Source organism: Sphingomonas sp. CFBP 8760 (assembly GCF_014841615.1).
GTDB lineage: Bacteria > Pseudomonadota > Alphaproteobacteria > Sphingomonadales > Sphingomonadaceae > Sphingomonas.
Map to the genome: position 1 here is coordinate 1 of NZ_JACYUG010000035.1, position 11,264 is coordinate 11,264.

Here is an 11,264-nt window from a genome sequence, read left to right on the forward strand (position 1 = left end):
CCAACTACTTCGCCGCTGCCGGATACGATGCGTACTGAACGGAATCTGCTCTAGATGCACTACAGGCGCGTCTGGGATGAAAAGAACGACGCTGCTTTCCTCGGCCCCGGGGGCACCCAAGGGCCCTCGCTGATCGTAACGGCCTACCTCTGTTTCACGATGCGGTACCAAGAGCTTCTGGTTATCCGACGACCAACGTTCACGAGGCGGCGAATCTGACTTGGCTTGACTGATTTATTAGCATGATCAGTCAAACCGGCGGACCGTTTTGCAATACCGGACGCGAGTCCGTCTAGCACGTGGCGAGTCTCCGCAAGGTAAGCATAGCCATAATGCCTGTCCGGTTCTAGATAAGCACCTTCGCCCCACTCGTTCCACGCATTGATGAATACGATGGCACGATCCTGATCGTCGTAGCCTATACGATAGGTCGCGGCGTCATGCAGCCAATCCCCGTAGAGTTGTGGAGTAGAGCCGTAAAAGCCTGCACCACGCCCAGGCTTGCGTGCCTCATTATCCCAATTTGGGCAGACACCAGGAAATAGTGTATAGTCATTCGGCCTTAACGACCGCTCCGCCTCTACCAACTTGTCGTATGCGCGCGCTTCACCGCGAAAGGTGGAATCTAGCAGTGGGAGCGATGACGCACGATTAGGTACCAATGCGCCGCAGCGATGCGGCGGAAATCCAGCGGCGGCGTCCATACCGAACTGTCGTGGGTCATCATTTCCGAACGCCTGCGGCATTACCAAAAATGGCTCTGATTCACCTTCGGATCGGAAGACCTCCTTCCACCGTTTAAAAGTGGCGGCTGCGTCAGGCAATAAACTAGGGCGGTAGACCATAATAAGCGGTCGCCCCTCGATCCGGATATACCGATGATCTCTGACAAGTTTTATTAGATGATGGGCATAGGCGATGTCGCCCTCGTCAGAATAACGCTGTTGAAGCAGTACATCCTTTTCCAATCCATCCCACGTCCGCGTCCAATTTTCATTTGCCCAATTAATACAGAAGCGAATATCAATGTCTTTATTGGCAAGGATGATCTCTAGGGGCGTCTCCAGCACCTGCTTTCCGTCAAACCAGTAATCATGGATGCAAAATCCATATACCCCGCCCTGTGCAGCCAACTTTGCCTGTGCACGAATAGTATTCGGATTGCTCAGGTCGTAAAATCCAAGCGCGCCTGGCATTCTTGGCTGATAATGTCCGCGATAACGAGGCAGCGCCTTTGCGACGTTAGTCCATTCTGTAAAACCTTCACCCCACCACGTATCGTTCTCAGCGATTTTGTGATATTGCGGGAGATAATAAGCAATGAATTTAACGGGATAGGCGTCAGGGCTAGCGGCTGGAAGGGCATCGCGTTCTTTATAATAAGGGTTTATGCCGACATTGGCAGCATATTGATTGTAAGCCACGATAATCAGCCCCCGCTGTACGATTCATGATGGCTAATATAGCCAACATGCAAAACCCGTCAGACAGCTAGATCACATCAATATTGCTTGAAAAGCACTTAGTTTTTTTGTCCCATTTTGATACAATGGTAATCTAGGCAACGTTTTGACCGCAGGACTTATCATCCGCTTTATCACCCACTCGGTGAGCTTGGCTCGGCATTCATCAAACGCTTAATGTGGCTGAGATGGCTGCAATGGGATTATTTTGCACTCCTCCCTGCACGATCTTGCTGATCACTGTGGTCGCGCTGTCCCGCGCTTTATGAGGGCTGCAGGGGCGTGGCACGACCGTGGGCTCCAACCTTTTAAAGTTGCGACCCCGAATTGCGCGCTTATCCCCCCGCCTCGCCCGCGAGCTTCTTTGGTCGCTTTCGGTGCAGTCGCACGACACATCCGCCCCTAGAGGAAACCCCCTCTCTAAGGACTGATGAATTATTCCGATCGCGGGTGCGTTTCGGTGCACCTGGATGCGCCGGAAAGGCATCCGTGGTGAAAAGAACGGCACGGCTGCTGCGTCCCCAAATTTCGCACTTCATACCCTTCTGTGCCCCCGCTCTTTGCGTCCCGTGCAGCGCAACCCAATCAACAAATCAGATTTGAAGATTTTCCGGCTATAGCATCATCACCGAACAGCATCTTCGCATCGGTGCAATCTGCATCCCTTAAATACGCAATCTAGACGATACGTTTCACCTATCACGCAGGACCTTATCGACCGACTTCGACAAGCACTTGTTAAACGCCAAAGCGGGCCATGACGAAATATTTTAGCGCGGCAATTCCACGCTTGCCATTCCTGAAGTCCGCAGCCTTCCACGCGTCGTTGCCCGTCAGTTCGTGGTTCGCGCTAAAAGTTGCCGGATCGGCCGTTGATGGCGCTTGCCTGATCGGCCGGTCTGCCACAATCATTGGGGGTAAGGACCGGGAGCAGACCCATTTTGATGTGCTGCCAGATAGAGCTGCACTGACAGCTGTCCGTATGGAAGGAGGTCACGAGTAATGGCATAATGCAAGCATCGGGAACTTAGCCCGAAACGGAAAAGGCCGACCTTTCGGCCGGCCTCCCCGAAAACCCGAACGGCGGACCGTCCGAAGCCTCTGTCTGCACAACAAGGCTCGCACGACCCGTCGTTTGGATCAACCCCACAACGACGATGGAGGACCAACATGGTCTTTGTCCGTGCGTATACTCGCGTCCGCTTCGGCCGACTGGAGTACGTGTGCGCGCACCTGCGCTCACGATAATCTGAACCCTAAAAGACCGGTCTTACCGGTTGCGGCGCTTCGATCGCGCCACGACGGGAGTCACTCGTGACTCCCGTCGCTTTGAGGACGATGCAGGAAAACCCTAACATTGGTAATAGGTGCCGAAACTGAACACTAACTTCTTAAAATGTAGGTGAAATAATACTATTCAAAATTATAGCATCAAAATAATATTTCTAACTCTGAAATATAGGCTCTGCGGTTTTCAGTGATTTGCGAGGGAAGCTGCTCGAGGGCAGGAAAGAATTAGCGGTCACGGGTGCGTTTCGGTGCAGCTGGAGGAGTGTTTGCAGCAGGGGTGGTGAAACACCGGATCGGATCCCCTCACCCGCGTGGATCCGGTCAGCGCGGGACGGCGACGATCGCCAGTCCCACCACCCGGCAGACGGCGAACACGCGGCCGATCTCCGCAGTCGCCTTGCCGCCCTCCAGCTGGCTGACGAACCGCCGGCCGACCCCGGCCGCCAGCGCCACCTCCTGCTGGCTCATGCCCTTGCGGATCCGCGCCGCCCGCAACGTCTCGCCCAGCTCGTCGGCGCTGCCGAGCGGGCTGTACCCCGCCGGCGTCGGTTCACGGTTGGCGAAGAAGCCGGCCGGCAGGCCGATGGGCATCGGCTGTTCCTCATTTCGGGAACAGGTCGCGTCGCTCGGCTGATCCCGTACGGGGACATCCTGCGCCGGTACGGGAACAGAATGCGCGCGAACGGAATCATGGTCGTTGTCGTTGGCGGGCGCGACCGGCACGGCCGGTGGCTCGATCGGGGCAGGCGCTGGCTCCGCCACTGCCGCGGCCACGATCGGTTCGGGCAGCGGCGCGCCGGCAACGATCCGCTCGAACTCGGCGCAGGCGGCAATGCCTGCGGCCATGTCACGCGCGCCGATCGCCGCGTGGATCGCCTGCGCGGTTTCGCCCAGCAGCTCGGCCGCGCCGAGCTGGTCGACGAAGGTGCGGAGCTGCAGGGTCTGCACGGTGAGGCGATGCCGGATCGCCATACTCGACATGCCAGTCGCGACGTCGCGCCTGATCGGCGCGAGTTTGCTGAGCAGCTGCGCGGCGTCATGGGGTTTGAACGGGCCTGCCCCGCCGTCCTGGCTGTGCGTCGTCACATCGATGTCCCTTGTTCCCGTTCGGGAACAGCGCCCGAACGCGTGTAGCTGGTCAGACGCGATCGCGGCCGGCTGGCCTCAATTTGGCGGCCGGTCACGCTGCCCCTCGAGCGTGCACCGGCGGGTGCCGAAAGTGCACCAGATCGCACCGGTCGGGTGCCGCTTTTTTTGGCGGCGCGGCCCAGGACCTGGGCCGGTTTTCCGGCGGTTGGTGAGTGCACCGTGCGGGACATAAAAAGTACGCGGGTGAGGTGGGGTGTGAAGCGCGCAATTCGGGGTCGCAACTCTGCTTGGGGCAGCCGGGGAGTCGGGGTCGCTGCCGCCCCGGGTGAGGCCCTGACGGCCGCCCCACGCGCCGCCTGCGCCACGTTGGCCGCAAGGGCGAGGTCGGCAACCCGGACGCGACGATCCCGCCTGCTCTCGCCGGAGAGCACCGAAGCGGCACAGCCGCTTCGTCCAACCGCCGGTGCCAGGTGATCGGATGAGGGTCGGTTGACCGTCAGGCTGGGTGAGACATCGAACGGCACGTCGCGTAGCGACTCCTCATCATCCCTGTTCATAAAACTTCGTCAGCGGTTCAGCACCGTTATGGCACTCGCAGTCTTGCCTGCGGCGCTGGCGGCGTCATCGGCATCGAGCCGGGCGCCAAGCGAGGCCAGCGCTGCGCCCATCGGCCCACTCATGGTGGCCCGCGCCAGCTCGCGACAGGACAGCTGGCTCAGCATGCGCTGCTGATCCTCCTGCCTGTCCGCCTCCCGCTGTACGGCATCCGCCGGGGGTGGTGCCGGGCGCATGCACCGGGGGAGGTAGCGGATGAGGCTTTTGGGCAGCATCGGCCGGTAGGCGTTGGAGAACTGGCGATAGCGGGGCTTGCCGGCGTCCTGGTCGCCTTCGACCTCGACCCGTTTGAACCGGCGCTGCTTCACCAGCAGGCCGAGGCGACCCAGCACCGGGATCGCCCGCGCCACGGTGTTACGGCTCAGCCCGGTCGCGTCGGCCAGATGATCGTAGGAGGGGAATACCCGCCCCGCACACAATCGCGCAATCGTGCATATCTCCTCGTAGACCCGGACCGCGCCTGCGGTCAGCGCCGCGACGGCGCGCTCGGATACGGACAGCTTCTCACCGGTGGCCCGCGCCTTGCGCTGCAGCTTGCGTCCCTCATCGAGGATCTTGCGCGCCGCGGTCAGCATCCGGTCGGTCTCTCCCTTCGCCGGCAGCACGAAGAACAGGTCCTCGAACGTGCCTGCCTCGAGACTGTCGCGGCGCACGGGGGCGCCGGTGCGGTTGGTCGCGCCCGATCGCGTCGGACGCCGATGGCCGCTGCCAATGCGGGCAAGAATGGTCGCGGCAGCAGTGCCGATCGCGAGTGCGGTCACAAGATATCTCCATGGGGAAGCAGGGCGCAGCGGCGCAGCCGCGCCAGCGATGCGCGGATGCCGGTGACCGGCCGGCCGAGACGCTCGGCGATCTCGGCCGGGGTCGGCCTGGTCGCACACCAGCGATAGGTGAGCAGGAAGCGCAGCACCGTCCGGTCGAGCGCGCGGATGACCGGGCTCGGGTCGTGCGGATCCTGCCGGTCGAGCAGGGCGTCGAAGGTGTCGACGAACGACTGTGACGGCACGCTGTCGCGCACCGCCCCGGCGATCGACGCCGGCAGCACCGGTGATGCCGGCCGGGGGGCGGGCGCACGCATGCGCTTCGCCCGCGCAGTGGGCGAGGCCATGATCGCTGCGGCTGCGGCGGACGGGCCGGGACGGGGCGGTGCGCGCAGCAGCGGGATGACGGAAGAACGTCGGATCGACAGGGTGCCAGCTATCATGTCGGTCTCCATGCTCGGGAGCTCGATTGCGGGGCGCACGAACGGCGCTGGCGAACCGGGTGGGTCGCCGTGCCTCATGCGGAAATGGAATGCCGGGGCTGTGTGCCGGCTGGGCAGGCAGGGGGCGTGGCGCGCCGACCGACAGTCAGCGATCGCCGCGGCAGGGTTTTGCGTCTCTGACGCCGCCCCCTAGCCCTTTGCGCTACACAGGCTAGATCATGACGGCCTCCCATTCGGTTGGGCTGCCGATGGCATCGGTGTGGTGCTGTTCAGCCACCGGCGGCCTGGGTGAGGTGCGCGAAGTGGATGCCGGGATCCGGCGTTCGCTTCGCGCAATCTGAAACGGGGTTGGAAAGCAATCGACGCGGCACATGCCCTGCCCGGTGATCACCAGGATGCCAGCCATCATCCCGACATCGGGACGAGCTTCATCACTGCCGACATGCGGCGTGATGTGAAGCAGCAGTGGTTCCAAGGCAGCGAGCACGGCGGAAAGCTTCAGGTAAAGGGGGAGCGCTCCCGGAAGCAGGGTCCGGGCAACAGAATGGCGATGACAGTAGAATGGAGCCTAGGGGGCCTTGGGAGGACGCAGACGCGGCTTACTGACTGCGCGATAGGCATCGAACAGCATCATTAGCCGCCAGCGCATCAGCAGGCCGTTGATCACGACGCTGATCGGGCGCGGCAACGGCACTGGTTCCAAGAGAACGTAGGGCTCGGAAGAGCGTGCCGGGATCATCAAACCTCGACCTCGGGCTTGGCTTCCTCGTCGTCCCCCGCTTTCATCCACGCGAGCAAGCCGCCAATACCATCCTCGGGATTATTCCATACGCGCCAGAGAATGGTAGGAATGTCGAGAGCGATCGATGAAACTGATCCCTCACACATTGACCTGAATTCGGCTGCTTCACCCCATGCGAAAATATATTTTTCGCCTTCCCCAGAACGCCAAAAATAAGTCAACTTACCATATTGATAAACGGCCTGTCGTACGTCGCTTGCTTCAGGTTGTTCAGTAATAATCATGAACGGATCGCGGTGCTGGTAAAACTCGTCCTTTGGCATCTTATAATAAATTTTCTTAATGCGATCAGTAATGCGCGCTTCAGCGTATTTCTCATCACTGAATTGCTCTATCATTTTCACGAGCCCGGCATCATCATAAAGACGATTGATACGTTTTTTATGAAGAGTAAAAATGGTATCAAGCGCAGGTAAATCGCTTGGCTGGATGCCGTAGCTCTCCGCCCAAGAGATCGCTTCCCGAAAGGTGCCGACTATCGACAACATGCTTTCGATTTTCATCCCAAGGATGCGAAGTTGGTTCATGACGGCAGCGATGTTAGCTTCGTACCACTCGAACCGCAGGTGCTTACCCCTGCCAGCCGCCGCCTCCATCGGCTGAAGCAAGCCGTTTCGCAGCCAGAACGTCAGCACGTCCCGGGCGATGCCAGCTCGTTTCATGATTTCGGTGCTCGACACCGGGGACTGCGACGGCACGGACCTTCTTTCTGACTATAAGTCATCATCACTAGATGATGTTTAGTCATCAAACAAGCATGAAAATGGTGATGGGGAGACGCGACCAGTAGCGAGACCGTACCTGCTTCTGCGATCTCGCCGCGCAGGACAGTGAACCAGTCCGCGTACTGACGCGATGCCCTGCCTGAATCAGTCATGCAAAGCCGCTCGGCAGAAATGGGCTAGATCGGTCAGGAATGCCAAAATAGTCGACATCCAGTTCGATCAGCCGCTGTTGATGGTCGGCTAGCATCGACCACCACATCCGGGTCTGGATGACGTCTGCGTGTCCCTGCGTCTCAATCAGTTCCAGCAGCCGATCGACCGTTGCCGTGTGGTGCTTGATCGACCGATCGCGCTGGGGAAGCAGCTCGTCCTGCTGCTGGTGGATCAGCGTCAGCGTCATTTCCAGAACGCGGGACTGGTTGCGGGCGTCCAGCTCGGCGAAACGCTGCAACAGCTTTTCTCGCTCGGCACCCGGTGCGGCTGCGACGGATACCGGTGAGATCCGGCTCTCGTGCCCCGTCATGCTGCATCCTTCCACAGAAGATCGAACGCAGCATCGACCTTCGGCCCGTCCTCGCCGGCAGAGCAGCGGTCGAGGTCACCGTCTTCCAAGTCGGCATCACCATCGGCGTGGTCGAGGATGGCGAGCAGCGTCTCGACCATGTCGCCCAGCCACTCACGAGTGGCGGAGGAAAGGTGAAGCGGGGTGGCCGGGAAGGCACCACATGCTCCAATCTGAGTCAGCACGGTGTCAAGAATGGGCGCGCGCGTCGGCGCTCCCGTGATAAGGGCGTGAACAGCCATCTCGATCCTTCCTCGATCGTTGTGGTCAGAGCCGGGTGGAAGTTCGTACCTTCCGCTCGGCTCGTACTGGTGATATCACGAGTACACCATGACCGCAATTGGCGATATCACGAAACGTAAGCGGCCGCCCCAGACTGGCCAGCCAATTCTTGTCCGCCTTCAGCCGGATCAGCTCGCCACACTCGATGCGTGGATCAACCGTCAGGCTGGCGACGTGTCGCGCCCCGAGGCCGTGCGGCAGCTGCTCGCGACAGCATTGCGAGGCGTGGTGGAGTAATGACGTGACCGCGTAGAAAGGCCAGAAGGGATAGCGCAGCTAGGAGAACCGCCGATGACCAATGCCTTTGCCGCCGCCATCGCGCTCATGTTTGCTGCCCAGACAAGCCCACCCAGGCCCGAACCTCGTCGCATGCCATCACCGCAAAGCGTCGTAGTCGACAAAGGCGAGTCCATCCGTGCGTCGTTCGTCGATGGCTACGGTAATCAGGCAGGTACTGTCATATTCATACGCCGCCCGGGCGAGGAGCCGCAGGTGGAGTTTCGTACAGCTGGTGGTCAAACGCTGGCGACGATCGTGCCGCTGGCTACATGGGAACGGGTCCACACCGCCTCCGCTTTGTTTGACCGGACGTTGACACCTGTCGCTGCCGCTCAGGGTCTGTCGTTTTGTCTGCATCCCTGGTCGGTATCAATGGAGGCAGTCGATCGCGCGCGACCCGGCCGCCCCGCTGCCGTACGTACCGGCACCCAATCGGGCTGTAATGATGGGCTGGTTATGCCTCTTGCGTTTCAGTTGGCCCGCGAGGCGGTTGCTGCGCTTCCCAGCTGCGCGTTGCTCGAGGCCAAGCAGTACCGCAATGACGTCATCCGACTTGCCGGATGCACGATACTGCAAGGCGACCGGGCTGCCGCCGCGCTCGCACGGAATGTTTTCGAAAGCGACTGGTTCAGTAGCACCCGCGGCGACCGAACCGAATATGGCATCCGCCATCTGTTTTTCGATCAGGTCCGCCTCGACTGGGCGGGAACGATTGCGGAGGGATCCGAAGCAGCTGCAAAGCTTTGGTCGAGCAGGCTGGAAAAAGCTTTAATTTCTCCAAAGCGCTTCGTCGGCGAGACGGCAGACCGAGTACGGATGGAAGCTACAGTCTTTCGATACGTCGAAAATCGCCGCTTTCAAGCGCCAGTGACGATCATCTGGACCAAAGAGAACGGCTATGGCTTTCGCGTCCATTCCGCTACAGTCGGCATCGAACAATCGCCTAAGTAAATGATAGATTAGCTTCATCCAATCAAAACGAGATTATGCGGAGTCCGCGAATGAGGGGTTTCTGGCATTCGACGCTTCCAAACGAAAAAGCCTCGTTTATTTCCTTTGCAGCCGTCATGTGTGCAGCGCTGTGGCTCGGATTAGCTGATGGATTTGCAAAGCTGATACCGATCGGCATTGGCTGCATTGCAATCCTCATATTGATCCTGCTCTCGATATTTGGTGCCATATGGGCTCGGTCATATACTGGATTGATCCGGTGGCGTGCTGGTCTGATAGCACCTTGCCTGCTCGCGATAGCCGTCATCCTATGCGGTCCTGCGGCGTTTATCAGCAGGTATACATCCGCATATCTGTACCTCCATTCTCATCATGACGAATTTCGCGGAAGTACCGTTAAAGGATATTCCGTGCTTCCATTCAGGGAAGGAATTCCAGGTGGTGGCTTGGCAATTATCCGCACAGACCTTTTGCGACCTGATCGACTACCGCAATCAAGCATGGTCAATTTGGTTGGCGAACGCATTCACTATTGCGACAAAATTCGGCAATTATATTACCTTTGCGCATATGATTGAGCGAAAAATCATGCTTTGTAAGGCTATATCACATGATAACAGTTGCGGTGCTTCTTGCGGCGGCAACCACATCACCCTTGTGTCCTGCCCCTGTTGGTGATCCAGTCGCAATCACCTCGACCCCACTGCCAGTAGAAAAACTTGGTGGTTCAGAGTCCACAAGCGAAACTTATCCATTCGTAGGACAACTCAGGTACCACTGGGGCGTCATGCTGCGGTCAGATAATAGCCGCTTTGTCCATCTGCGGTATCATCGTGGCCAGGTTTATTCGGAATCAAGCGGTTGCTGGTTCAGATGGGACATGCAAGTTGCTTATAGCCCTACCAAATCAGTGAATGGCCGCATTGGTGAGGCAATTTTCAATAGTTCATATGTCGAACACGAACCTGCCTATTGGCCGGACATACCAGGTTACCGTTTTATAACGGCTAAGGAAGTACATGTTGGTGGCTATGCCTGGCTCGGCGTGTGGAACGCAGAAGGAGTGACGGAGCGGTCCAAGATCATCGTCTATGACGGCCAGCGTCATACCGTGCTCGCCACTCTCCCGCTACGCATAGGTGGCATCGATATTACCCCGGAAATCCACACGGTACATCAATGGATAACGTTGATAGGAGAGGGTAAGCCTGCAAAACCCGTGCCGTGGTTTCAGGTTTCTTGGTTAGGTAGATAGATTATCCAATTCTAAAACATGATTGCTTTACCGTTATAAAGCCTATCTGATTTAATCATGCCACATTATATATAGATATATCGTTGGCTTATCATAATAAACACATACATATATAACATTAATCTATCGTCTGTTATAAAATTGTGAAGATATCTAGCCTCTGCCAACTAGCGGAGTGGCCTCGGAGAACGATAAACCACAAAATCTTGCAACGGATTGGTCTGCCAACGTCAGAAGGGGAAGCGCAGCGTCTTGTTCCGCTGCATCTACGCGCCTACCAGTCTTACCCCATTGGTGCCAGTAATGGGTTGTCCCGCTAGGCTGAACCGCCACATAGAGCGAATAGTCTCCAACGCGAGATGGGTCCTTATAAGTAAAATAAGTAACTACTGTTCCACGTGCAAATCCCTGTGGTCCATCGCCGCCGGATTGATACGTCTGTCGACGTACTTCTGATGCAACCGCACCTAACGCCTCATCTATGCAGCTAAAATCGATCTTTTTACGAAAATCCCGCTGATATGCTACATGTACGATAGGCTCGCCAGGATAGCAGCCTACCAGCGGGATACTGATTAAAATGGCGGCTAGGACATGTCGCATTGCCAGTTTTGATCAGCATTCGCTTATGCCCGCAACCGTCAAAATTTGTTTTGCCGATCGCGATCGGCGCGATCGCCAGCAAGCGAACGCTAGAGCGGATTCCATTCAGTCCGGATCATAGCCGCAGGAGCTGAAGTAGTTGGC

The 11,264-nt window shown here is 58.1% G+C and carries 12 protein-coding genes; 4 read left to right on the top strand and 8 right to left on the bottom strand.

From position 1 onward, the window contains the following. Nucleotides 1-143 precede the first annotated feature (143 nt). The 8 genes from IFT82_RS19835 to IFT82_RS19870 form a co-directional block, all read right to left on the bottom strand. Nucleotides 144-1,424 carry a glycoside hydrolase family 99-like domain-containing protein gene (locus IFT82_RS19835; RefSeq protein ID WP_192129860.1) on the bottom strand — a complete coding sequence of 427 codons (1,281 nt, stop codon included), beginning with the start codon at nucleotides 1,422-1,424 and terminating at the stop codon, nucleotides 144-146. Nucleotides 1,425-3,074: 1,650 nt separating this feature from the next. Continuing rightward, nucleotides 3,075-3,839: a helix-turn-helix domain-containing protein gene (locus tag IFT82_RS21385; RefSeq protein ID WP_192129861.1), complete on the bottom strand. Its 765-nt coding sequence runs from the start codon at nucleotides 3,837-3,839 to the stop codon at nucleotides 3,075-3,077. A 569-nt stretch (nucleotides 3,840-4,408) separates the two neighbouring features. Then, nucleotides 4,409-5,218, bottom strand: coding sequence for a helix-turn-helix domain-containing protein (locus IFT82_RS19845; RefSeq protein WP_192129862.1), 810 nt, complete (start codon nucleotides 5,216-5,218; stop codon nucleotides 4,409-4,411). Beyond that, entirely contained in the window at nucleotides 5,215-5,661 is a 447-nt protein-coding gene (locus IFT82_RS19850) for a hypothetical protein (RefSeq protein WP_192129863.1), read from the bottom strand. The genes IFT82_RS19845 and IFT82_RS19850 overlap by 4 nt, the downstream gene beginning before the upstream one ends. Before the next feature lie 211 nt (nucleotides 5,662-5,872). Continuing rightward, entirely contained in the window at nucleotides 5,873-6,136 is a 264-nt protein-coding gene (locus tag IFT82_RS19855) for a hypothetical protein (RefSeq protein ID WP_207105851.1), read from the bottom strand. A 263-nt stretch (nucleotides 6,137-6,399) separates the two neighbouring features. Next, the gene (locus tag IFT82_RS19860) at nucleotides 6,400-7,143 is read right to left on the bottom strand and encodes a hypothetical protein (RefSeq protein WP_207105852.1); all 744 of its coding nucleotides are present in this window, start codon (nucleotides 7,141-7,143) and stop codon (nucleotides 6,400-6,402) included. 193 nt (nucleotides 7,144-7,336) lie between these two features. Then, the gene (locus tag IFT82_RS19865) at nucleotides 7,337-7,711 is read right to left on the bottom strand and encodes a hypothetical protein (protein WP_192129866.1); all 375 of its coding nucleotides are present in this window, start codon (nucleotides 7,709-7,711) and stop codon (nucleotides 7,337-7,339) included. Then, on the bottom strand, nucleotides 7,708-7,992 hold the full coding sequence (locus IFT82_RS19870) for a hypothetical protein (protein WP_192129867.1): 285 nt from the start codon (nucleotides 7,990-7,992) through the stop codon (nucleotides 7,708-7,710). Before IFT82_RS19870 ends, IFT82_RS19865 begins: the two co-directional genes overlap by 4 nt. 88 nt (nucleotides 7,993-8,080) lie before the next feature. Between IFT82_RS19870 and IFT82_RS19875 the strand changes: the two genes are divergently transcribed. The 4 genes from IFT82_RS19875 (at nucleotide 8,081) to IFT82_RS19890 (ending at nucleotide 10,517) form a co-directional block, all read left to right on the top strand. Further along, nucleotides 8,081-8,269 carry a hypothetical protein gene (locus IFT82_RS19875; RefSeq protein WP_192129868.1) on the top strand — a complete coding sequence of 63 codons (189 nt, stop codon included), beginning with the start codon at nucleotides 8,081-8,083 and terminating at the stop codon, nucleotides 8,267-8,269. A gap of 54 nt (nucleotides 8,270-8,323) precedes the next feature. Further along, a complete protein-coding gene (locus tag IFT82_RS19880; protein ID WP_192129869.1) occupies nucleotides 8,324-9,262 on the top strand; it encodes a hypothetical protein in 939 nt (312 codons plus the stop codon). Between the two features lie 372 nt (nucleotides 9,263-9,634). Continuing rightward, nucleotides 9,635-9,940 carry a hypothetical protein gene (locus tag IFT82_RS19885; RefSeq protein ID WP_192129870.1) on the top strand — a complete coding sequence of 102 codons (306 nt, stop codon included), beginning with the start codon at nucleotides 9,635-9,637 and terminating at the stop codon, nucleotides 9,938-9,940. A gap of 202 nt (nucleotides 9,941-10,142) precedes the next feature. Further along, nucleotides 10,143-10,517 carry a hypothetical protein gene (locus IFT82_RS19890; RefSeq protein ID WP_192129871.1) on the top strand — a complete coding sequence of 125 codons (375 nt, stop codon included), beginning with the start codon at nucleotides 10,143-10,145 and terminating at the stop codon, nucleotides 10,515-10,517. Nucleotides 10,518-11,264: the final 747 nt, after the last annotated feature.

What these genes read in the sequence shown, in the direction of transcription:
- IFT82_RS19850 (WP_192129863.1), bottom strand. Translation starts at nt 5,661, where the DNA reads ATGATAGCTGGCACCCTGTCGATCCGACGTTCTTCCGTCATCCCGCTG.
- IFT82_RS19865 (WP_192129866.1), bottom strand. Translation starts at nt 7,711, where the DNA reads ATGACGGGGCACGAGAGCCGGATCTCACCGGTATCCGTCGCAGCCGCA.
- IFT82_RS19890 (WP_192129871.1), top strand. Translation starts at nt 10,143, where the DNA reads ATGCAAGTTGCTTATAGCCCTACCAAATCAGTGAATGGCCGCATTGGT.
- IFT82_RS19885 (WP_192129870.1), top strand. Translation starts at nt 9,635, where the DNA reads ATGACGAATTTCGCGGAAGTACCGTTAAAGGATATTCCGTGCTTCCAT.
- IFT82_RS19880 (WP_192129869.1), top strand. Translation starts at nt 8,324, where the DNA reads ATGACCAATGCCTTTGCCGCCGCCATCGCGCTCATGTTTGCTGCCCAG.
- IFT82_RS19875 (WP_192129868.1), top strand. Translation starts at nt 8,081, where the DNA reads ATGACCGCAATTGGCGATATCACGAAACGTAAGCGGCCGCCCCAGACT.
- IFT82_RS19870 (WP_192129867.1), bottom strand. Translation starts at nt 7,992, where the DNA reads ATGGCTGTTCACGCCCTTATCACGGGAGCGCCGACGCGCGCGCCCATT.